Source organism: Clostridium nitrophenolicum, from assembly GCF_055391695.1.
Map to the genome: position 1 here is coordinate 3897820 of NZ_AP042469.1, position 24120 is coordinate 3921939.

23 protein-coding genes, 1 pseudogene and 1 riboswitch are annotated in these 24120 nt (G+C 29.9%); of the genes and pseudogenes, 3 read left to right on the plus strand and 21 right to left on the minus strand.

Translation table 11 applies throughout. From position 1 onward, the window contains the following. Positions 1-117: 117 nt before the first annotated feature. The 3 genes from ACZ5N4_RS18435 to ACZ5N4_RS18445 form a co-directional block, all read right to left on the minus strand. Positions 118-747 (minus strand): hypothetical protein, encoded by a 630-nt coding sequence (locus tag ACZ5N4_RS18435; protein ID WP_464203971.1) that lies wholly within the window; start codon positions 745-747, stop codon positions 118-120. Positions 748-855: 108 nt separating this feature from the next. Continuing rightward, positions 856-1524: a YIP1 family protein gene (locus ACZ5N4_RS18440; protein ID WP_464203972.1), complete on the minus strand. Its 669-nt coding sequence runs from the start codon at positions 1522-1524 to the stop codon at positions 856-858. Positions 1525-1626: 102 nt separating this feature from the next. Continuing rightward, positions 1627-3399 carry a DUF2207 family protein gene (locus tag ACZ5N4_RS18445; protein WP_464203973.1) on the minus strand — a complete coding sequence of 591 codons (1773 nt, stop codon included), beginning with the start codon at positions 3397-3399 and terminating at the stop codon, positions 1627-1629. A 405-nt stretch (positions 3400-3804) separates the two neighbouring features. Here ACZ5N4_RS18445 and ACZ5N4_RS18450 point away from each other — a divergent pair, with 405 nt between their 5' ends. After that, on the plus strand, positions 3805-4686 hold the full coding sequence (locus ACZ5N4_RS18450) for a metallophosphoesterase family protein (RefSeq protein WP_464203974.1): 882 nt from the start codon (positions 3805-3807) through the stop codon (positions 4684-4686). 165 nt (positions 4687-4851) lie between these two features. Here ACZ5N4_RS18450 and ACZ5N4_RS18455 read toward each other — a convergent pair whose 3' ends face one another. The 9 genes from ACZ5N4_RS18455 to ACZ5N4_RS18495 form a co-directional block, all read right to left on the minus strand. Next, positions 4852-5496, minus strand: a complete 645-nt coding sequence (locus ACZ5N4_RS18455) for a hypothetical protein (protein ID WP_464203975.1) — start codon at positions 5494-5496, stop codon at positions 4852-4854. 219 nt (positions 5497-5715) lie between these two features. Continuing rightward, positions 5716-6165 carry a pyridoxamine 5'-phosphate oxidase family protein gene (locus ACZ5N4_RS18460; protein ID WP_464203976.1) on the minus strand — a complete coding sequence of 150 codons (450 nt, stop codon included), beginning with the start codon at positions 6163-6165 and terminating at the stop codon, positions 5716-5718. A gap of 109 nt (positions 6166-6274) precedes the next feature. After that, positions 6275-6697, minus strand: a complete 423-nt coding sequence (locus ACZ5N4_RS18465) for a MarR family winged helix-turn-helix transcriptional regulator (RefSeq protein ID WP_464203977.1) — start codon at positions 6695-6697, stop codon at positions 6275-6277. A 169-nt stretch (positions 6698-6866) separates the two neighbouring features. After that, positions 6867-7658 carry an arsenite methyltransferase gene (gene arsM, locus ACZ5N4_RS18470; RefSeq protein WP_464203978.1) on the minus strand — a complete coding sequence of 264 codons (792 nt, stop codon included), beginning with the start codon at positions 7656-7658 and terminating at the stop codon, positions 6867-6869. A 12-nt stretch (positions 7659-7670) separates the two neighbouring features. After that, positions 7671-7931: an ArsR/SmtB family transcription factor gene (locus tag ACZ5N4_RS18475; protein WP_464203979.1), complete on the minus strand. Its 261-nt coding sequence runs from the start codon at positions 7929-7931 to the stop codon at positions 7671-7673. A 105-nt stretch (positions 7932-8036) separates the two neighbouring features. Beyond that, the gene (locus tag ACZ5N4_RS18480) at positions 8037-8303 is read right to left on the minus strand and encodes a hypothetical protein (protein ID WP_178910650.1); all 267 of its coding nucleotides are present in this window, start codon (positions 8301-8303) and stop codon (positions 8037-8039) included. 100 nt (positions 8304-8403) lie between these two features. Next, positions 8404-8532, minus strand: coding sequence for a hypothetical protein (locus ACZ5N4_RS18485; protein ID WP_464203980.1), 129 nt, complete (start codon positions 8530-8532; stop codon positions 8404-8406). A 74-nt stretch (positions 8533-8606) separates the two neighbouring features. Next, positions 8607-10013: an NAD(P)/FAD-dependent oxidoreductase gene (locus tag ACZ5N4_RS18490; protein WP_464203981.1), complete on the minus strand. Its 1407-nt coding sequence runs from the start codon at positions 10011-10013 to the stop codon at positions 8607-8609. A 197-nt stretch (positions 10014-10210) separates the two neighbouring features. Beyond that, a riboswitch (purine riboswitch) is annotated at positions 10211-10314 on the minus strand. A gap of 223 nt (positions 10315-10537) precedes the next feature. Next, on the minus strand, positions 10538-10699 hold the full coding sequence (locus ACZ5N4_RS18495; RefSeq protein ID WP_464203982.1) for a hypothetical protein: 162 nt from the start codon (positions 10697-10699) through the stop codon (positions 10538-10540). A 305-nt stretch (positions 10700-11004) separates the two neighbouring features. Here ACZ5N4_RS18495 and ACZ5N4_RS18500 point away from each other — a divergent pair, with 305 nt between their 5' ends. Continuing rightward, entirely contained in the window at positions 11005-11607 is a 603-nt protein-coding gene (locus ACZ5N4_RS18500; RefSeq protein WP_464203983.1) for a hypothetical protein, read from the plus strand. 218 nt (positions 11608-11825) lie between these two features. After that, the gene (locus tag ACZ5N4_RS18505) at positions 11826-13526 is read left to right on the plus strand and encodes a methyl-accepting chemotaxis protein (RefSeq protein ID WP_464203984.1); all 1701 of its coding nucleotides are present in this window, start codon (positions 11826-11828) and stop codon (positions 13524-13526) included. Between the two features lie 103 nt (positions 13527-13629). Here ACZ5N4_RS18505 and ACZ5N4_RS18510 read toward each other — a convergent pair whose 3' ends face one another. The 9 genes and pseudogenes from ACZ5N4_RS18510 to ACZ5N4_RS18550 all read right to left on the minus strand — a co-directional run bounded on the left by ACZ5N4_RS18510 (position 13630) and on the right by ACZ5N4_RS18550 (position 23967). Beyond that, positions 13630-15000, minus strand: a complete 1371-nt coding sequence (locus tag ACZ5N4_RS18510; protein ID WP_464203985.1) for an AMP-binding protein — start codon at positions 14998-15000, stop codon at positions 13630-13632. Between the two features lie 6 nt (positions 15001-15006). Continuing rightward, positions 15007-16173: a thiolase family protein gene (locus tag ACZ5N4_RS18515; protein WP_464203987.1), complete on the minus strand. Its 1167-nt coding sequence runs from the start codon at positions 16171-16173 to the stop codon at positions 15007-15009. A gap of 10 nt (positions 16174-16183) precedes the next feature. Beyond that, positions 16184-16732 (minus strand): biotin transporter BioY, encoded by a 549-nt coding sequence (locus tag ACZ5N4_RS18520; RefSeq protein WP_464203988.1) that lies wholly within the window; start codon positions 16730-16732, stop codon positions 16184-16186. Between the two features lie 208 nt (positions 16733-16940). Continuing rightward, positions 16941-17109: pseudogene (locus ACZ5N4_RS18525) on the minus strand (glycine radical domain-containing protein); the annotation flags it as partial. A gap of 10 nt (positions 17110-17119) precedes the next feature. Continuing rightward, positions 17120-18349 carry an L-lactate MFS transporter gene (locus tag ACZ5N4_RS18530; RefSeq protein ID WP_464203989.1) on the minus strand — a complete coding sequence of 410 codons (1230 nt, stop codon included), beginning with the start codon at positions 18347-18349 and terminating at the stop codon, positions 17120-17122. Positions 18350-18726: 377 nt separating this feature from the next. After that, positions 18727-19449 (minus strand): LytR/AlgR family response regulator transcription factor, encoded by a 723-nt coding sequence (locus tag ACZ5N4_RS18535; protein ID WP_464203990.1) that lies wholly within the window; start codon positions 19447-19449, stop codon positions 18727-18729. A 4-nt stretch (positions 19450-19453) separates the two neighbouring features. Further along, entirely contained in the window at positions 19454-21073 is a 1620-nt protein-coding gene (locus tag ACZ5N4_RS18540) for a LytS/YhcK type 5TM receptor domain-containing protein (RefSeq protein ID WP_464211008.1), read from the minus strand. Between the two features lie 271 nt (positions 21074-21344). Further along, entirely contained in the window at positions 21345-22568 is a 1224-nt protein-coding gene (locus tag ACZ5N4_RS18545; RefSeq protein ID WP_464203991.1) for an amidohydrolase family protein, read from the minus strand. Positions 22569-22602: 34 nt separating this feature from the next. Beyond that, positions 22603-23967: a hypothetical protein gene (locus ACZ5N4_RS18550; protein ID WP_464203992.1), complete on the minus strand. Its 1365-nt coding sequence runs from the start codon at positions 23965-23967 to the stop codon at positions 22603-22605. Between the last annotated feature and the right edge of the window lie 153 nt (positions 23968-24120).

The window sequence follows — 24120 nt, forward strand, 5'->3', positions numbered from 1 at the left end:
CAAATAAAAATTTTTCTATGATTAAAATTTTTCTATCAAGCATAAGCTATACATGAAAAAAGACATGTTAACCTAAGATAACACATCTTTTCTATTATTTATAGCCAAGTCTTAAATTCACATGACATCAAAATCTTTCTGAATATCTATTATTCTCCATCTACCATTTTCTTTACTTATTATCAATGTTGCATGCCAGTTATATGTATCAGAAGCTGATGTTACTGCTTTAAAAACTATATTATATTTCCATGTTGATTCATTAGGTTTTTCCTTAGTAATATTGTAGCTTTCAACCCAAGGACTTGAGAATCCAGTTACCCAACTACCTCTTTTTTCCGCCAATTCTTTAAATTTTTCTTTTAACGGTGCATTGAGCGTGGAATATTGTAATATACCATTTCTTTCCTTAACTCCCTGAGCCCAGAGTTCGGCAATCTCATCTGGAGTTTTTGGATTATAATTATCTATAAACTTTTCAAATAATTTTATTCTGCCTTCAAGTGCTGTTTTTTCTGTATTATAAAGTCTTATCGTATTTTCATTTTTATCATAAAACACATTGAATCCAAAATCCCTTTTTAGAGCATCTTGAGATACATATACTTTACTATCTTTTAGTATATATTCTCCATTATTTTCAACCTCTTTATCTCCAACAAGTACATGAACTGGATCTTTGGCAGAGACAAATCCTGCAGTAAATGACATTACAAAGCAAATAAGTAATACCATTATTTTTTTCATATTAGCACTCCTTAAAATAAAAATCACTTATGTATATTTTGCCTAATTTTTTAAAATTTATCATTATTAAAATAAAATAAATAAAGAAGCAGTATAAAACTGCTCCTTTTAAACTAAAACTCCAATAGCTATCCTAATAACATAAAGTCCAAACACAATAGCTGATGATTTTTTTATATTCATTTTATAAACAACAGAGGTAGCAATTGACACTAATGCTAAACTCCATATTACAAATATATCAAGACATGAAAGCAATTTATAAATAGTACTTGTCTCACTTACTGATGAACTTAAAAACATAGCAAAGCTCGTTGTAACATTTTTAATATTCTGAGGTTCGGTAAACATCATAACTATAGCTGCCACTATTCCACCTATAAGCATAGGTATATATGCCAAAACATTTGCAGAGAGCAATTGTTTAAAGCTCGCATTTTCCTCAACAAATATAGTTACAAGCTTAATTAATGCTGTTATTATTACTGCCATCACTATTGGTGAAAATATTGATGTAATTATAACAGACGCTGTAACTGTTTTTCTCAAAAATGGAATAAGACTTTCAGAAAAATTTGCTCCCCCCTGTGCTTGCAATATTGTAAAACTTACAATCTTTGGTAACTCGATTATCGAAATGATTAATTGTACTAATGTTATAGGTATTAAATACTTTAATATCTTAGGATTATCACTTACTCTTTGTAATGCTGCTCTTGGCTCTACTATTACCCCAGTAATATTTTTAAAAACTCCACTTATACCTTCTTTAGACATCTAAACTTCCCCCTAATATAAAATATTGATAATTTTAAGCATTTACGCTTTATCTTATACTGGCTAAATTATATATATGTTAATAAATTTAGCTTTATGACTTTAGAATCCTCCTGCATCGCCACCACCAGCACATCCTCCGCTATCTCCAGAAGAGTATCCTCCCCCATCACTAGTTCCTGAACTGCTGGAATTATGCAGGCTATCTTGAATTATATTATGTTCATCATCCATGCCAATCCAAAAATACCAATACAGACATGAAGCACAATAATTCTCTTCTCCTGCACCCTTGTCTTTAAATTTAATATTGAGTTTTTCAAAAATCCTATCATTAACACCTAAAGACACAGCATAAACTAAATATTTGTCTATGGTCTCTATGCCACTCAAATTCTGATCTTTAATAAATCTATCATCTTCTAAATATTTTTTAAATACTTTCCACTTTCTAATCTGGTTTTCACCATAAACACTTTTTTTACCCCATAGCGAAAAACTGAATATAGTACTAAATAGAGCCGTAATTAATCCTATTATGGAAATTAAGCTTCCATAAACTAAGAAAATGACCATTACTGCTATTTCAGTAACAAATATACTTACAAATGCTTTCGCTAATTTTGCTGCATTTTTGTCATAATAGTCTTTTTTGTCAAACTCATGTTTGACCATAACTTTCCACTTATAAAAGTAATCAAAAAATTTATCTCTATGTTCTTTACTGTAATTCTCTATATCCTTTAATTCAACCTTTACACCATTACCTATATAATCTATAAACCATCTTATAGCAAACTTTTCATGGGATAGCAGATTATCATCTATGTTTCTATTTTTTATTATTGCATAGTTGCCATATCCCAGATCCTTTATACTTAGATATTTTTTTCTAACTAGATCTAATATGGTTGCTATAACCTCTCTCTCATTTATTATATTTTTATATAATTTGCTTGCTATTGCAGGTGTGCAGTCATCTGGGAAAGTGTTATAATCATCCTCTATTTTATTTCTTTTTATTTTTAGAATGTATACTCCCAAGATTAAATTTAAAACAAAAGCTGCTGAACCTATAATATTCCCAATAGACCTTATATATTTTTTGCGATTTTTTTCATCTTCAATTGCCTTTTGATTAGCACTTTCCTCTTCCAGTATTCTATTTAGAGCATTTTCTCCAACTATATTAGTTGACAGAGGTATTGACTCTTTTGGAAATAAAAATCTTCCTTCTATAGGTGTTTTAACTTTTACTTTCTCGCCTTTAATATTAAAAACATTAGAATCTGATATTGAAGCTTCCATAGTATCTATAGGTCCTCTAGCAAAAACCTGCAATTTACTTCTATCTGCTAACTTTTCTATTGTTAGATTTATATTGAACCTATCTATTGCATTCTCACTTTGGTCTCCCCAAAACCTATAACGCAGCTCTCCAATATCATTGTATTTTACAGCTACATTCTTAAGTTTATAGTATATTTTAAATTTCTTATTTGTATCTTTTGCTGGAGAATAAATTTTTAAATTATAAATATCTCCTGACTTTAATATTTGATATACTCCATCTTGTCCATTTTTAGCATCTTCTACTTTATTAAACTCTCTTTCTCCTGATGCTGTCAGTTCAGTTACTTTTATATCCTGAACTCCTCCTGAGTACTTTGTATTTATTCCTCTATATACACCATTAAAATCTCCGCTCATTTTAAATCCAATAACTTCTTCTATACATAAAGAACCGTCCTCTAACAATTTTGAATTCACATCTAAGCTATTTATATTAATTTCTTTAGCATATACTTTAAAATCTAAAAAAATTGCAAATAAAAAAATAAGTATAATTGGCCAATACACTTTCTTTTTGCTCATATATATCTTCTCCTGTTTTAGCTTCAATTTTTGCTTTTTCCGTTTTTTATGAATAATTACATACATTACAACATGTATTATATATTAGATACCAATATTGTAACTAAAATACTTGTATTATATTTTCTACAATTATAACTTATTTTACCCATAACTTGCAAATTATGATTCCATGCCTCTCCTTATATCTAATTTTTTCATTATAATTCATATTATATATAGGTGCCTTATTATTTCTTTAAACTTAATGAATTTTTTATAAATAGAGTTCTTAATACCAAAGGAGTTTGCCTACGACCACTAGACAATTCTATTCTTTAGATGCTTTAATCAGCGTATTATTAAAATGAGCTAACAATACATTTGCTATGTCATATACTATTATTATAAGGGAGATGATATTGCATGCAGCCTTTAAATGTCTGGTCTTTAGATATTTTATATAACAAATCAGATGAAATTTCTAATTATGTAAAAAGACATCATAAGATTAGTTTTGTTGTTTTAGGGGATAGTCATTTAGTATGTACTAAAATTAAAGATAATAAATATATTGTAGATTCGAATGGTCAACAGTATGAAAAAATTTTAAAACATATTGTAAAAAATAAAAAAATTAATCCAATGTTTATTGTCCATGGTGGTGATGCTGTTAATGCTGGAGATAATCCTGACAGCTTTGCCGCTTTTGCGCAAATTACTAAAAGTGTATTAAGCAGTAGCAATATTCCTATTTTTGTTTCTTTAGGAAATCACGACTATAATATATTTGATGCTAGTAGCAAAAACTTTAAATCTTATATTGGTGCAGTACGAGGTATTATTCCTATTCCTGGAACATATATAAAATATATTTATCTAAATACCCATTTTTCTGATGCCCCAATGAATAATTATTTTGCAAAATTTAGCGAAAGCGATACAAAACTTCTTCTTGGTGAAAACGAAATACTAAACAATAAGTATCATTATATAATCGATTTTCATACACCCTTAGGAAATTCTTCATCTTTTCTAACTCTTAATGACCATGAGTTATCCTTCCTAGAAACAACTAAATTTTTAGACAGTATTAAGAACTTAAATGTTATCGGTATATTCTGCCACCATAAGCATATATCCTATAAAACTAAGATTAGGGTCCATAATTCAGATGATTCTATACGTTATGTGGTAAGCGGCTGTGGTGGAAATCATAATAATAACGAAAATTTTAGCTATTACTATATAACTATAGATACTAATAGTTTTAAAATGACAAGCTGTAAAAAATATCTAGTATCTTAGGTTACTATCTAAAAAATATATAATAAAAATATAGAGAAACCAATCAGAAAGTTAACTTACACCCCGGGCTATGTTTCCAAACTTCAGTCCGTTAAAAGCTTTGGAAACATACCCCTTTGTATAAGCTAACTTTCTAGTTAGTTTTCCTATAGTTTATTTATATTCCTATTCTTCTAAAACTACTGAACCCTCAATTAAATATTCATATATATCATCTACCTTGAAGTTACCAAATGAATAATTTGCAAGATATGAGTTTATTGGAACGTAGTCCAATCCCCTCCAATAGTTTTTCCATAGAATTTCTTTACCTTTTTCATCAAGCATAGAGTTTAAATACATAGATCTAGCTTTTGATACAATTTCCATGTTTACTTTTATCACTCTTGTTAAGTTCCCTTTTATTAATCTAAATTTTCTGACGCTTTCTAATTCCCAGTCATACTTTCTAGAAACTTTTATACAAGTGTCATAATCACCAAATGCATATACAGCGGACATTCTAGAAGGATATAATGGGTAAAATTTTTCTCTAATTCGTTCTGCATCGTACTCGACACTAAACTCGCTAATTACAGACGTATAAAATGGAGATGATACATTCATATCATTACCAGACCTTTTATATGGTAAATATTTAACTCTTCCCTTAATGTATTTTTCCAAAAAGGATTTATCATATCTACACATAGTATACGCTGAAGAAGAAAATGTTCCCGTAGATTTTAAAGCCTGTGCCGTTAAAGGATTTTCAGTATCAACAAATATATAAAAGCTTTCTGGAATATCTGACTTAGTATTAAGTAACATAAAACATCCCTCTTTTCTTTAATTAAGACCAAGCTAGTTTATCCGATGGAATTAAAATTCCAACTGATGCCAAGAACTCTGTTTATGTATAACGTCCATATTAGTATCATATTTTAATAGGGGGATTATTGTTCCATAAATAATATAAATTTCTTTAAAAACACAGCAAAAAATTTAAAAGCCCAAGACAAAATCTTGGGCTAAATTATATTTAAAGTCCTATCCTCTATATAACTCATCAAACATTGCTCTGAAGAAATGTTTAGTCTTATCAGTTCTATGTTTACTACGAATACCATCAGTAACTATTACTGTAGGAGTCGTATCACTTTTTATCTCTTCAACTTTAAATTCAATCATACACATTGCCGAATTACCTTCCATAGGTTCCCTTACAACCTTTGCAGTTCCCTTTATACCAACTGCTATATCAGTACCCTCTAAAACTGTAATAAAAGCTTTTCCATTATCTTTAATATTTTCTGTTGTTTTATGTATACTCATTAATGCCATTCTTACAGTTTTATCATCTGGAGCCGCTATTAGATGAACAGGCAAAGCATGCGGAAATCCTTCATTTGTAACAGTTGAAAGTATACTTGTTGTTAACTCCTTATTAAATAATTCAACAATCTCTTTAGACATTGAAGTTCCTATAATTTTACTCAATTAAATCATCCTCTCGTATTACTGATCCATTTAATTTTAATTGTATGCAAATAATTTGTCAACAAATAAATTTATAAAAAAAATAAGTGTTGACATATACCAACACCTTCTAAAAAACTTGACGATTTGCAATTTGCTCTAAAAATTTTTTTAATTGTTCTTGTTCTTCAAAAGTAAATATTTCTAAAATTCGTTTATTTACTTCTTCTATAACCTCTTCTATACACTCACGCAGTTCAAGTCCCTGATTAGTGATTACAACTTTTAGAGTTCTACGATCATCTGGATCAGGAGTTCTTCTAACTAAGTTTTTATTTTCCATCCTATCAAGGATTCCAGTAATAGTTGAACCGTCTAAACTTAGAGTTCTAGCAATTTGCTTAGGTGTTTGACCATCTTCATCCCACAGACATTTTAATATTCCATATTGAACTGGTGTTACATCAAATTGTGCAAGATTGGTTTTTAAATATTGAAACACAGTATGCTGTGCTTTTGTTAGTAAAAAATTAATGCATTCATTTAATTCCATAATTAGCGCCTCTCTTAATCTAATAATATATTTATTTTATTTTAAGTCCGCCTAATTTGTCAAATAAATCCTATTGATTTAGTGATTGATATACTTTTATATTAACAGCAAATTTATTTGTTTATAAAAAGCACTGCTCAACTTAAAATGTTAGCAATGCTTTTGCGCCTTATACTTTTACTGCTTTTACAGATGCAGACATAATATATTCGCCTACTTTTAAATTGTGTCCCCATTTCTCAGCATATTCTTTTGATACTTCACTAGTTTTAATACTAATTTCACTAAAACCTGCATTTTCTAAATATCGCTTTAACTCTTCAACTGAAGATGCTCCAGTCACTCATCCACAATAAAGTTTTTCGTCTTGCTTCATCTCATCTGTTAATTCCCTTACAAGAACTATATCAGAAATAGCAACTCTACCACCTTTTTTTAATACGCGGTATGCTTCATTATATACCCTTTGTTTGTTAGGAGATAAATTTATAACGCAATTAGATATAAGTACATCTGCAATATTATCTGCTACAGGAAGATTTTCGATTTCCCCTAATCTGAAATCTACATTTTTATATCTATTTCTTCTAGCAATAACTCTTGATTTACTAATCATCTCTGGAGTCATATCAACACCAATAACATATCCATTATCGCCAACCTTTTTTGAAGCTAAAAAACAGTCAAATCCCCCTCCACTTCCAAGATCTATAACTGCTTCTGATTCTTTTATATCAGCTATCAGTTGTGGATTACCACATCCAAGTCCCATATTAGCGCCATCTGGAGCCATCAATAATTCTTCATTAGAATATCCTATTTTACGTGATATCTCTACAGCAGAATTTTTTAATGTAATGTCGCTATTGCAGCAACCTCCCTTTTTTATATTGCCTACTGCAATCTTTTTATAGCTATTTCGTACAACATTTCTAATATCTTCTTTTTTTAAATCACTCATACTTTTCACTCCTTATTTTAATTTCTCAGCTATATATAGAAGTTGCAAAATCTTATCATCAGCTATACTATAATAAGTCCACATCCCCTCTTTCCTTGAATTTAAAATACCAGCTTCCTTTAATATCTTAAGGTGCTGAGACAAATTAGATTGACTAAAATTAACATCCTCATTTAATTTACATACACAAAGCTCTCCGTCAGATAGTTTTTTAATTATTTTTAATCTTATAGAATGAGCTAATGCTTTAAAAATTTTAACTTGATTTTCCATATTGAATCTCCTACTTAAGCATTACTATATAAGAATATGCTAATATACTTATTCTCAAATGTCAATTTACAAAATAAAAAGAACCTGGGCAAACCAAGTTCTTAGTTAATAATCAAAATCATCATCTTCAATGTATAGCATCAATTCCTCAACACTTGTTATTTTTCTTTTTTCAATTAATATTCTTAGCCTTTCATTTTCCATAAAGTATTTATTCCATACTTCATTTTCATTAAATATAAGGCTTCTCCCTTTTTGTTTATAAGTGCAACTATTTTTCAATTTGCTAAGTATACTAACTCTTGAGTATTCTTCTCTATTGTGACCTACTAGATTTTTTACTATGCTCTCAACATCTTTTACATAAATCATATTAACCTCTCTATTAAAATTACTAACTATAACATAATATACGGAAATTTTATAATATGTGCTATTTAAATTAGTTGAGAGTTTTTTAATAAATTATTAATTATATTCTTAATAAGACTGCTGATACTGCAATTAATATTATAGTCATTAATGATACTAACATTATTTGTCTTTTTTTCTTTCTTTTCTTTCTTATATTACGTCTTTGTCTCTTGTTTATTAACTCCATTCCTATCCCACCCTTTTATAGCATAACCTTACTATAATTATAAATGGATATATTTGGAAATGCAATCATTTAAACTAATTATTTTCAACGATACTCTTTCCCATTAGTACTCCCATTACAGATGCCATCATTAATCCCCTGGTCCATCCACTGGAATCCCCTAAGCAATGAATTCCCTTTATGTTAGTTTCAAAGTTTGTATCTATATTTATCTTGTTACTATAGAATTTAATCTCTGGACCATATAATAATGTTTCTCTGCTTGCAAATCCTGGTACAACAGTATTCATTGCATTTATAAAGTTCAAGATATTCATCATAGGCCTATAGGGAATAGCCGCAGTTATATCTCCAGCCACAGCATCTGGCAGTGTAGGCTTTACATTTGATTGATATAGTTCCTTCTGCCAAGTTCTTTTTCCATCTAGTATATCACCATATCTCTGAACTAATATTTTACCATTTCCAAGCATGTTAACTAATTCTGCAACCTGCTTTCCATATTCTATAGGCTGATTAAATGGCTCTGCAAAATTATGAGAACTCAATATAGCTAAATTGGTATTATTTGATTTTTTCTCTTTATATGAATGTCCATTAACTATTGCTAAATTGTTATCATAATTCTCTTGACTTACAAATCCTCCTGGATTTTGACAAAACGTTCTGACTTTGTCTCTAAAAGGTGCTGGATAGCCTATAAGCTTTGACTCATAAAGAACATTATTTACTCTTTCCATAACCTCATTTCTAATTTCAACGCGAACACCAATATCCACAGTACCAGCTCTATGATTAATATTATGTTTTACACACATATCTTTGAGCCAATCTGCACCTTTTCTTCCAGCTGCTAAAACTACTTTATTGCTGCTTGCAACTTCTTCGTTGTTCTTAGTTTTGGAATCTGCTATTATTACACCTTTTATTTCTCCATCTTCTATAATCAAATCCTTAACTATTGTATCAAACTTAATTTCTACACCTGAATCCAAAAGATAATTTTGTATTTTAAGATATATTTCCTGAGCCTTTTCCGTTCCTAAGTGCCTTATTGGACAATCTACTAACTTAAGCCCTGCCTCTATTGCTTTTCTTCTTATTTCCTTAACTTCTTCAGTATTTTCTATTCCCTCTACTCTTGTATCTGCTCCAAATTCAAGATAAATTTTATCTGTATATTCAATAAATTCCTGTGCTTTATCACTTCCAATTAAATTTGGTAAGTCTCCCCCCACTTCATAACTTAATGACAATTTACCATCTGAGAACGCACCTGCTCCTGAAAATCCTGTAGTTATATGACAATAGGGTTTACATGAAACACATTCCTTTGTTTTTTCTTTTGGACAATATCTTTTATCTATACTTCTTCCTTTTTCAATTAGTAAAATCTTTTTGTCTAACTTTTGTCTTACTAACTCCAATGCAGTGAAAATTCCTGATGGACCAGCACCTACTATTATTACATCATACTTCAAACTAATCATCTCCCCGATATTTTTTATTATTTCCCCCTATAATAAGGTTTTACTATTGATATCTTTGATTTTAGCAATATTCGTCCCATTACGAATATTTTTCAACAATCCAAATACGTTATATTTTGGTTTTTATAAAATTAATTATTTAGTTCTTATAGGGAAAACTTAAATAACAAAGCTTAAAATTGCGTAGTTACAGCCATTAAAGCACTTATAGCCTACAACTATTTGAGGTAGCTCGGTAGAGACATCCAGCCCATATTGCTAGATTTATACAAGTGAACATTTTAGATTTTTTTATTATTAAAGTTCTTATTATAACGAAATTTTAACTTAATTTAGGATAAAAATCAATACTTTTTTGTTTTTTTCTTGTGATCACAATAGTTATCACTAATATTTTATCTATTATATATTTTAAAAGAATATATAAATTAACATTGCCAAAATATAAGAAAACATATATTTAAAAATAAAAGAACCTAAAAATCAGGTTCTTTAGTTTATAAGTTATTAATCATCTAACCTTTAATCATTCTCCTATTTCTTCTCATCATATAAGCTGCTCCTAAGCTTAAAGCAGTTCCAACTACTCCAATCATAGTTGTAGACATCATTTTTCTATTTCTTCTTCCTCGAAATGCTGAAGCCATTGTTTTTGTACCAATAATTTCTCTTATCATAATATTCCTCCTTAAATATATACTCACAAAAATTATTTTGTATTAAATCTGATTAATTATCCATTTTAATATTTTATACTTTTACATATTTTCTATACTTAATTAACAGATTAAAATATAGCGTAAATAAAGACATTTTTTAATGCTTAATCCATATATGTATTCAATTTAATAGGTTAAATAAGTGATGTTGAAGTAAACTATTAACGTAAATATAGTAGAAATAAAAAATTGATAAAATACAAGATTTGGAACAAATTTTTTTATTATTTTATTCATATAGTTCTAGATTTGGAGGTAATATTATGAAAAAAGTAGCAAGCATTATAGCAACAGCTTTAATAACTTGTTCCCTTTCTGCCTGTGGTAATAGAAATGCTGCTTATAGAACTCCTGGAACTACTCAAGGTGGAACAAATATTAACCTAAACCAGCCTATAGGAACTGCAGCTTTTAAAGACGGAGTTTATCTAGGTGAGGGTAATAAAACTTCACAAGAAAATCACGCAGCTATAGTTACAGTGAGGAATGGTAGGATAATTAATGTTGTTCTCAAAACACTTGATAATCAAGGGAAAGAAATTACTACTAGAAGTACTTCTGACTTTACTACCGGTAGTACAACCAATACTGGAATAGGAGGAACTACTGGAATTGACGCAACACGTGGAACTACTCCGGAAATTACCCCTCCTGGCCCAAGAACTGGTACTACGACATATGGTCCAACTAACACCACTACTGGAGCTGCGTTAACTCATTCTGAGAGAGTTAGAAGGGATTTAGCTAACGCTATAGTTTCTCAACAAACTTATAATGTTAATATCAGCAACGTTGGTAATGATACCTTCGCTGTAGATAACTGGAAATTAGCTGTAAGTAGAGCCTTAGTTGGCGCTAAAAGATAAACTAAAAATCAGGTGCATGAATCTTATGGTTCTTGTGCCTGATTTTTAGTTTATTTTTAAGTTCAATAAATATTTTATCATAAATAAAAGTATTTTAAATAATAAGTGGTATAATTTTGTTGTTATAAGTATAAAAAAATAGTATTTTGCTTCGATAATTTAAATATTATATTTACTATATTTATATATAGAACTACTTCAAGGAGGATTAAGACTAAATGAAAAAACTTATAAAAAATCTAAAAATATCTCGGATAATTTCATTAATAATTGCTATTGCATTGATGTTTACGTCAATTATCGGAATTTTAGGATATCTTAATATGAAAAAAATTGGTAACAACATAGATGAACTGTATAATGGGAGATTATTGCCAATTACCTCTATAACTTCAATAAGAGCAGATTTCTTAAACATTAGAGTATATGTTAATAAAGAAATTACAGGTTACAACAAAGAAGATGATACAAAGATAAAAGATTATCAAAATAGAATAGAAAAAAGATTAGCTGAGCTCACCTCAGTTCATACAGATACAAAGGAAGCTGAATTAATTAACAAATTTAAAAATGACTACTCACGATATATAAATACATATGAAAAATCCAAAGCCTTGTTAGAAAAAGATCAAAAGTTACCTGAAGAAGATCTCAATACACTTAATAAAGTATCTGAGGATATTGAAAACTTACTAAAAGAATTAAAAGATTATGAAGTGAATGTAGCAAATGAATTAATGAATCAGTCCAATACCATATATGATAAAAATTTAAGATTGTTTGTGTTATTATTTTTATTTTCTGTTATTTTCTTAGCTATAATCTCAATTCAAATTATAAAAGTACTAAAGGGCTCTACAAAAGAAATGATTAATATATTAGATGAAGTTGCAAAAGGTGACTTCTCAGTTAATATAGAAAGCAATGGTAAAAATGAGTTTGAAATAATGAAAAAATCTTTAATAAGGACATTAGGGATTATATCTCAAATGATTAATGATATAAAGGATAAATCTCGTATAATAAATGAGGCTTCCGAAAATTTATCTGCTATATCGGAAGAGATGGCTTCTTCTGCTGAAAATGTATCTAGTACAGTACAAGCTATGGCTAATGGAACTAGTGAACAGGCCGAAGATTTAGTATCTATAACAAGTATTCTTAATGAATTTAGTACTGATTTAGAAAGCGTAGTTAAATTAATAGCTGAAATTAACTCAAATACTAAAGGTATTCACTCTATGGCTGAAAAAAGCAATGGAGATATGGGTAATGTAACAATTTCCGTGGAAAATGTATCAAATTCATTCGAAGATTTAATTTCTAAAATTTCAAACGTAGGACAAAATGTAAACAGGATAACTGAAATAACAAACCTTATAAATAGTATTTCTGATCAAACTAACTTACTTGCATTAAATGCTGCTATCGAAGCTGCTAGAGCTGGAGAGGCAGGTAGAGGTTTCTCTGTAGTAGCAGATGAAATAAGGACACTTGCAGAGCAATCAAAAACCTCACTAGATAGTATAAATACTTTAATTAATACAATATCCAAAGATGCCAGCAATATGATAGAAACAACAAACACTGTAAAAAATGAATTATCTAATCAAAAGGTAAACATAGATACAGCAATACAATCATTTACTAATATAACTAAGGCAGTGGATGAAGTAACTCCAAAAATACATTTAGTTAATACAAGTGCTGAAAAAATAGCTGATAAGAAAAACTCTATTTTATACAAAATAGAAGATGCAACTTCAATAGCTGAAGAGGTTTCCTCATCTGCCGAAACAATAGCAGCTTCTTCTGAGGAAATGAATGCTTCTACAGAAGAGGTCTCACAAGCAGCACAAAACCTGCGTGATATGGTTAAAGAAACAATGAATAAGGTAGGAGAATTTAAAACAACTTAGTTAAAAAAATAAAATGAAGAATTAGAGCTTTTTAAAATAGTCCTAATTCTTCATTTTATAATTTTTGTAAGTTTAAAAGCATATTTTTTATTGATATTAGTATTTACGTATTTAGTATTTTCATCAATTCCGATCTGTCTATTTTTCCACTTAAATTAAGCTTTACATCTTTTATTATTTTTATTTTTTGAGGATAACAATGTGATTCTAAGTTTTTTCTACAATACTCTATAATTTCTTTTACAGTCAATTCATCGTCTTTTGTTAGAATAATTGCTGCTATTTTTTGTCCTTTAATTGAATGTTTTACACCAAAAACAAATGATTTTAGTATTTTAGGATGTTCATTTAATACTTTTTCTATATTATAAGGAAGTATTTTTACTCCGCCCTTGTTAATAGTATTATTTTTTCTACCCATAAGATATAAGTTGCCGGTTCTATCAATTCTTCCTATATCTCCAACAGTAGCTTTAGGCCTAAAATCTGGTGCTATATATGGACTTTTTATCCATATTAAATCATCTTCAATCCAAAATTCTACTTGCGGAAAAGCCTTACCAACGCTATCTATCTTAAAGTCATCTCTAAAGTTTATGTATGCTACATGACCTAATTCACTTGCACCATAATACTCGCAAATTTGTGCCTTTGGAAACCTTTCTTTTAGTACTATAATTGTATTCATATCTAATTTATCTCCACAACTTAATAGAGATCTTACATTATATATATTATCCTTCAGTTCTTTTAAGAGCAATCTATAATGAGCTGGTACCATAAATATGTTGCTAACATTGTTTTTTTCTATTTCATTAATCCAAGTTTTTGGGTAAATACTTTTAGAAAAAACTATACTTCCCCCTTCATTTAAAATATGAATAGCACTATTAAGATTTGCTGTATAGCAAAGAGAACCTACTAAAAACAATGTGTCTTTGCAGCTAATATGAAATATTTCACTTTGATATTTAAAGGCACTTGCCCAACTTATATGATCTCTATATATAACCTTGTTATGCCCCGTAGTTCCTGAACTTAAGGCACCTAAGAAAATATCTGTATCCTTTACATCTGGAAACAAAAAACTACCTTCTTTAGTAAAATCCTTGGTTTCATGTTTTTTTATTGCTTGGTTTTCATAATCATCATACGTAAATTCATCATCTATTATACAACATGGGTTTATCTCATCTATAATTTTATCTAAAGTTATCGGCAGCATTTTAATATCCACCGGTATAGAAATTAAACCTGCTATAGAGCAGGCTAAGAAATTAATCAGTGTATTAATTGGATTTTTATTTTTTATTATTACTTTTTCTCCTTTTTCATATATTGCTGATAAAATTTCAACTCTTTTATCAATGCATTTTACAAACTCTCCATAAGTAAGGTCCGTATTTTCCAGAGTCATGCATAATTTAGATGGATTTTCCTTTGCATTTTTGTATATTCCTGAAAAAATCAACATTTTATACTACTCACACCTTTCCACCATTGTTGCCACACCAAGTCCACCTGCCACCCCTAAAGATGCTATACCAATTTTTTTATTTCTATCTTTAAGTGCTTCCAAAAGATGAAGCATAATAATTGCGCCAGAAGCTCCATAAGGATGTCCATATGCTAATGCTCCTCCAAATATATTAACTTTCTCCTTTTCACAGTTAAAATGTTTTAAAAAAGCCAATACTTTTACTGCAAAAGCTTCATTTATTTCTATTAAGTCAACTTGGTTTATATTCAAACTATGTCTTTTAATTAATTTTTCTACAGCATAGGTAGCTCCCAAAGGTGATAAATTGGGGTGAGTTCCTATACTCTCCCCTCCAACCCATAAAGCTTTAGGTGTTAAATTGTATTTTTCTACTGCTTTTTCTGATGCCATAACAATAAGTGCTGCTCCGTCATGAGTTAAACAAGCATTTGCTGCTGTTACTTTTCCTTGTGGATCTATAATAGGCTTGGCTCTCTTCATTAGTTTAAGTGTAACATTGTTTCTAATGCTCTCATCTTCCTTAATTATACCTTCTTCTGTTTTTATACTGCATATAATATCTTTAAGCTTTTCCTCAGCTTTTGCTTTTAATGCTTTCAAATGACTTTCCATGGCCCAAATATCCATAGATTCTCTTTCAATATTGCAACACTTTGCCACATTTTCTGCTCCTTCTATCATATCAGGATCTCCTATAGAATAGGGTGCAAACTGTGCCCTTTTATAAAATACATCACTTCCTTTATATCTTTTATCTTTGGGGTGATATTGTTTATTAGGTGCTAAACTTGTGCTTTCTGCTCCACCTACTATAATCAGATCTCTTTCTTCAGATTTGATTAGACTTGCAGCTATGTTTATAGCTTTTAAACTGGAACCACATTGAAAATCTATAGTTGTACCGGTAACGTGAAATGGCATACCTGCTTCTAATAAACTTAATCTTGCTAAATTACCACCTGGTCCAATAGCATTGCCCAGCATAACTTCCTCTACAGCATCCATTGGAAGGTTAAATTTATATATAATTTCTTTAATCAAATAAGCAGTTAAATTTTCTGGAAGAAAATTCTTTAGACATCCATTAGTTTTGCCTATTGGTGTTCTTAATCCACCAACTATATATACCTTTTTATTTTTGTACATGGAATTTAGTCTATGCATGAGCATAACTTCTTAGATCTTTATTTAATCTAACCCCAATTGCTACTGCTGCTACAGCCTTAAATAAATCTCCTGGCAAAAATGGTACTGAACCTACCATAATAGCTTTTTCAATTCCCATGCCAGTAACATAACCCAACCACGCTGCACCTAAAATATGAACTACAATTATTCCACCAAACAGACAAGCCAAAAACATAGTTATTTTTGATTTGCTTTTTCTAACTAAAATACTTATTATTACTGCTCCTACTAAGTATCCTATCAAATATCCTCCTGATTTACCTACAATAACACCTATCCCTACCCTTCCTCCTGAGAAAACTGGAAGTCCTATAATACCCATAAATAAAAATGTTAACATGCTAAGGCCAGCTTGAATTGGTGTTAATACGCATCCTGCAAGCATCACAGCTAGGGATTGTCCTGTTATAGGAATTGGACTAAATGGCAGTGGAATAGTAATATAGCCTAAAACTGCTGTAAGTGTTGCAAATAATGCTGAATAAACTATATCTTTTGCTTTTAATTTTTTTGACATATATATTCCTCCTAAGATTCATTTCTGTAAATTTATTATATGGTTATTACATTTTATTGTCAACCAAATCGTTTGTATTAGTTAACAATAAAATTAAAAAAATAACATACCTGTTACTTTAAATAAGCAGGTATGTTCACAACATTTATTCAATTATAAGATTTTAGAAGGTTTTTTATTGAATATTCTTGTCTTATATTATGATTTACTACATTTTTCCGTGGAAAGTTCTGCTTATAACTTCTTTTTGTTGTTCTTTAGTTAATCTGTTGAAGTGAACAGCATATCCTGAAACTCTTATTGTTAGAGTTGGGTACTTCTCTGGATTTTCGATTTTCCATAGCATCTACTAAAGTTTCTCTTCTAAGTACATTTAAGATGTATTTTTTAAGCAGGATTTATATTCAACTTTAACTTATTATTATCATCTTTGATATTTTCTGTTGACTCCATTGGAGCTTTTATTGTTGCCACTATGACAATTGAGATTATACATAATACTCCAATAACCATAAATGTAGGTTTAAAACCTCCTGCAAGTGCAGCTATAAATGATCCTGAAAGTGCACCTAATCCGAAACCTTGATATATAATCCCATAATTTTTGTTATGATTTTTCAACCCGAAGAAGTCACCTACAATAGCAGGGAAAACTGTAATGTTTCCGCCAAAGCAAAATGCGATTCCAGCAACACAAACGAAGAAAATTGCATAATTTAAATGTACAAAACTCAACACAAATACTGCAACAGCAGTAGCTGTGAGTGTGAACAATACTACTTTTAATCTACCTACTTTATCTGATAAGGCCCCCAATACAATTCTACCAGAAGTATTAAATATCGCTACCATAGCTACGGCATTTGCCGCTACATCAGGTTTAAGTCCAGCTAATTGAACACCTATATCCTTAACAATTCCAATTAGGTAAAGACCACTCATACATGCTGTAAAGAACACTATAAATAAAAGATAAGCTTGTCTTGTTTTTAACATTTCTTTTACTGTAAAGTTATTTTCTTTTGAACTGTTTTTAACATTAACTGCTTCAGATGAGGCATCTTTTAATAATTGGGCACCAGTAAGTATTAAAATCATTGTCATAATACCCCAATATAAGAATGCTCCAGAAACACCTTTAGAACTAATTAAACTTGCATTAATGTACTTAAACACCAAACTTCCACTTCCATAGGCTCCTACTGAAATACCTGATATAAGACCTTTTCTCTCAGGAAACCACTTTATACAATTTGAAAGAGTAGTAATATATGCAATACCATCAGCTGCTCCAACAATTAAACCTGCCAATACATACAACATAGAAATTGAAGTTACCTTAGATGTTAACATTAAACCAATTCCCATTATTATTCCAGCAATTGATATAAGCTTTCTAATTCCTAGCTTGTCTTGAAGCTTGCCTGCGAATAATGTGCTAAATGCTAAAGCAAAGCTTGTAATGGAAAATGTAAGAGCTACTTTGCTTAATTGCCAGCCAAACTTATTTACAAGAGGCTGATTGAATAAACTCCAAGTATAGATTGTTCCTAATCCTAATTGAGCAATTACTGTACCTAATACTATTAACCAAGGTCTTTCTGATGTATTTTTCATTTGAAAATCTCCCTTCACCCACTCTTTAATTCTAGTTCTGCTACTTTAATAACTTAATAAAACTTTTTATGTTGTTGTAAACCTTTGCCGTTTTGTGTCGTTTATTGTTTTAAATTATATAGCAATACAATATAAAATTATTAATTATTGAATGAGATGCAAAGAAATCTACATGAAATACACTTATGAGATAACTAGCTACCATTAATGATCCTGCTGCTACAAACTGGGGTATCAGTGTTATCTAGTTATCCTTATTTTAAAACCTGAATTACATTGAGTTGCAACTTATTATGATTCTTACTAAATAAAAAATCAGATACAAGCTAAATGCCTCTGACTGTAGACATTTAACTCCTATCTGATTTTATTAGAATTTATATATTCATGAGCTGCTTAAATTCCTTTAGGTTACTTCTACTTACTGGTATTTCGTAGTCTATATCTTGAAGTCTTAAATTATATGTGTTATTAAACCAAGGAATTATCTCTCTTATTTTAGTTATGTTAACAATATAAGATCTATGACATCTAAAAAACTTATCCTTTGGCAAGCTATTATAGAATTCAGTTATACTTACACTTACTGAATATTCTTCATCTTTTGTAAAAACATAAGTTGCTCTTTCTCTAGCTACACAATAGTATATATCATCTAAATCTACTACTCTTATCTTTTCATTCTTCCACAAGTTTATCTTGTTAGATACACTACTTTTATGTGAATTATTTTTTTGCTGATTATAATTCAATTCTAACTTCTTTAACATAGATATAATTCTAGATTCATGGTAGGGCTTTAATATATAATCAAAGGCCTCTATTTCAAAGGCTTCTACAGCATGTTCTTTATAGGCTGTTATAAATACTATATAGGGCTTCTTAGAAAATTTACTTATATTCTTAGCTAGTAGTACGCCGTCAAGTGATGGTATATTTATATCTAAGAATATAACATCAACTTCATTTTGTTGAATAAATTTAAATACCTCTATTCCATCTTCAAATTCATCTACTATTTCTATACTACTATAATTTTTTATAAAATATTTAAGCTCTTCTCTTGCTAGAAATTCGTCTTCAACTATTATAGCTCTCATAATCTCACCTCTTTATATAAAACTCAATTTTAGTTCCTTTTTCAAGTCTTTTTATTGTAAGTCCTTCTCCATAAATAAGTTTAAGCCTTAAATGTACATTGTAAAGACCAATTTTATTTTCAGGTATATTATCATTGTAAACTCTCTCTATTATATCTTCACTTATACCAACTCCGCTATCAACTATGGATATTTTTACCTTTTCATCCTGTTCCTTTACACTAATATTTACTGTTCCTGCGCCCTTATCTTTTAAAATACCATGGACTATGGCATTTTCAACTAGGGGCTGTATTGAAAGACTTGGTATTTTAACATCTACATCGTCTATATCATAAATTATATTTAATTTATTTCCAAATCTAGCTTTTTCTATTTCTATATAATCTTTAACTTGTTTTAGTTCCTTTTTTATATCTATAAATTCATTATTTAGTTCTAAATTATATCTTAAATAGCTAGATAAATTAATTATAAGTTCTCTTGCTTTATCTGGATTTATTCTTATAGAAGAAGTTATAGCATTTAATGCATTAAATAAAAAATGTGGATTTATTTGAGTTTGAAGCGCTTTAATTTCTGCTCTATTAGCCATTTCTTTTATTTGTTCAATCTTTGACACTTCCATCAAAGTAGAAATAATCTGTGAAAGCCCTACTGCAAGAGTTTGTAGTGAGTATGTGATTTTATGAGCCTTTTTATAGTATATCTTTAATGCTCCAATAACTTCATTTTTTTCTTCAAGTGGAATTATAATAGCTGATTTTAACATTGCACTTTTATCTTCTACATTATCATTTTTTATAATTATTTTGCTACTTTTTATTGCTTCTTTAGTTACTTCAGTTATTATTTCATGACCTATATTATAATACTCTTCACCAATTCCAACATAAGCCAATATATTTTTCTTATCAGTTATGGCTACTGCGTCAGCTTGTATGTCTTCTTTTATAATAGTACATATTTTATTTAAAGAATCACTATTTATATTTCTAAAGTATGGAAGAGTTTTGTTTGCAATATCAAGAGCTAATTTTGCCTGTTTGGCAGCTATCTTTTCTTTATCATCTTCTACACTTTGAACTAGCAAAACAATAACCCCTACAGTAATTTGTCCAAGTATCATTGGAATAGCAATTTTTGAAACAATATCAAATCCTAAAGAATGAGGCTTGCTCAATATAAGTATCAATATCATAGTAATTGTTTCACTTAGCATTCCTGCTGCTATGCCTGCTATCCATCTATAATTCCTCTTCACTTTTTTATTGATATATCCAGAGACCATTCCTGCAGTTATACTACTTATAAGACAGGGAATTGAAGTTATACCATTTATATCAATTAAATATCTGTGCAGTCCTGATACTACTCCCGTTACTATTCCTACAAATGGACCAAATATTATTCCACCAGATACTATAGTTATTGTTCTGACGTTTACTAATGACCCTTCTACATTTAACCCTGTATAAGTCGCTAATATAGCAAATAGGGAAAACACTGTACAAATAATTGCATAATCTTTTTTTTCGTAGTTCTCCTTTAAAAATATTTCTCTAAAGCTTTGCATCCTAGTTATAATAAATAAACATATAAGGAGTAACATAGCTCTATCCATAAATTGGACTAATATGTTATATACATAATACAAGTTAACTCCTCTCCTTTCTTTAGATAACAAAAGTTAAAATATTAAGTTTTACCTATTACTACTGGTTTTTTGCTTCTATCTGATTGAAGTTTCCCTTCATCCGATATATTATCTATCTTATTATATACCCATGTCAACAGTATAAAAATACAATTTCTATGTTATTAATTAACCTTAGTGCATTTAAAAGGCTGATTTTCTTTGATAAGAAAATCAGCCTTAATGTGATTAAATGATTTTAACAATATATTTTTATCTTCTTTTCAGTTTCAACAGTTATCTTGCCGTTCTTTATTACATAAAGTCTGTCTGGGATATCAATTATTGCTTCTTTAACAGACATTGTATCAAGAAGCACCATATCTGCCTTCTTTCCAACCTCTAGCCCATAATCCTTAAGTCCAAGAGCTTTAGCCGGATTTGTAGTAATCATTGGCAATACTGTTGGAAGGTCATCAGCTCCACCGAGGTGAGCTGTTGGAATAGCAAGCATTGCGATTTGAATTAAATCTCCATTACCATATGGAGTAAATGGATTTCTTATATTATTAGTAGCGATACACATGTTAACTCCACCGTCACGCAATGCACGTACCGGAGTTAGAGCACGTCTTACGTTATATTCATCTTTTCTTCCACCAAGATGTAAATCTGTAGCTGGTAAATTCATTACACTTATTCCTGCTTCATTAATCTTCTCTATGATTGGTTTTAATCTTTCCTTAGGTAATGCACCTAAGCTTGTTAAGTGTCCAACAGATACCCTTCCTTGATAGCCTTCTTTTATTGTTTTTTCACATAAATATTCAATAGTTATATCATCTGCGTCATCTTTGAAGTCTTGGTGGAAATCAAGAGGTTTATTATATTTCTTAGCAATTTCAAATACTAAATCAATATGCTCTTTCGCTGGGGAATCATTGTATGGAATTGCGCCTACTACATCTGCTCCCATTTCCATTGCTTGATACATCATCTCCTCAGTTCCAGGTGCTTTAAATATACCTTCTTGTGGGAATGCAACAACTTGGATATCAATTAAATCTTTAAACTCATTTTTAAACTTCATTACAGTTTCAAAACCAGTAAAACCTTGTGATGGGTCAAACTCTGAGTGAGTTCTAATATGGGTTGTTCCATTCTTTATAAGCATCATTAAAGCTTTTCTAACTCTTGTCTCAATATCCTCTTTTGTAAAAGTTGGCTTTAGCTTTCCTGTTACTTCAATAGCTTCCATTAACGTACCTGACTTGTTAGGTAATCTATCTGCAATTAATGCCTTATCAAGATGTATATGGCTATCTATAAGGCCTGGAATAAGAACTCTTCCCTCTGCATCTATTTCTCTGTGAGCAGTTCCTTTAAAATTTGGTTCTATAGCTACTATCTTTCCATTTTCTATAGCAACATCTTGTAATTCATCCCCGTCATTAATTCTCACTTTTCTTAAAATTATATCCATTTTATATACTCCTTTCTATGGTTTAATTTATATTTTAATGAATTATAAATGATATTATTAGTAATAACGCTATACACCCTCCAACCCATTTTCCATTACCTTTAACTACATTTATAATAGGAATTTGGAATCCTGAGGAAAGAGCTTGCATTGTAATATTTACGAAACTCAATTGGCTTCCAAAACCAACTCCGATAGCTACAAATCCTAGGGCAACAGGAGAGAATCCTAGTGATGCTATTACAGGGAGCACTAATGCTAATACCGATGCTACGTATGCTCCTGCTGGTACTCCAACTAGGAATCCAGCAAATACTGCAGCTGGAACAACTAAAGCTGCTGGTGCCATCTTAGTTACACTAACTATAGAAGCAAATGCTCCAGTTTTACCTATCATGTTGATAAAAGTTAAGAATATACCAACTTGAAACAATCTTACAAGTATATATGTGGAACCATCAATCATAGAATCAACAGCTTTATTTAAGTTAAATTCAGTACATATAAATATTAATATAAGAGTAATTATTGTATATGTCAGTGGAGAAAGTAACTGAAATCCTATAGACTTATTTATAAATGGCCCAAAAATTACTGAAGACAATAGAAATACTGCTGGTATTGTATTTTTAAATAATTGAGCATTTGTTATATTTTTAGATTCTTCGCTCTCTTCACCTTGGAACAAAACTTTTCTCTTTTTAGCTCCGTAGAATCCTATAATTATAGCTATTGCTACAAATGCTAACCAATAAACTCTCATTGATTCTACATATTGTGCTACTTGTATACCTCCAAGCTTTGAAACTATACTTGACTCAAGTGATGCTGGGGAAGTTGTAAATGATGCCGCTGCTGCTATTGACATTGCAGCTATAAGTTCTGGAATTGCTCCTACTGCTGCAAAAGCAAGTGGCGCTATAACCATGGCGCTTCCTCCGCCTATACCAGACATATAAGTTGCTGCTGCTTGTAATATTACAATAAATGCTGCTAAATATTCTACTCTTCCTTTAATTCCTCGTTTTACAAGGGTAAGTGCTGCAGTATAACCACCTGATTGAAAAACCGCCATGGCTATAGCTGAGTTTACAATTGGTGCAGTATTGGAAAGCATTGATGGTATAGCATTTAAGAAAAATGTATTAGCTTGTGCTAACGTAATTCCTCCAATTATCATTGCCATTACTCCACCAATAAAACCTGCAACTAACATATTAACTCTTTTAAATAAAAGAACTAATATAACAATTAGAGGAATTATAGCTAACACTGCGTGAAAACCCTCCGGTGGTTTAACATTCATTGTTTCATCTGCTGCTAAAACAGGAACACTTGACATAAGAAATATAATTAGTGCAGTTAAAGTGCCTATTGAGAAAAATCTTTTTTTATCCATAATTTTTCCTCCATTCTATATTTTCTGATATTTTTGTATATGTTTACATCGAACTTTAATATAAATTATATTTACACCATTAATATTAAAGAAAGCTCTTAAAAGTCACAATGTACAAATAACCTATATTTTCAAGCATGCTTTTGTATATTT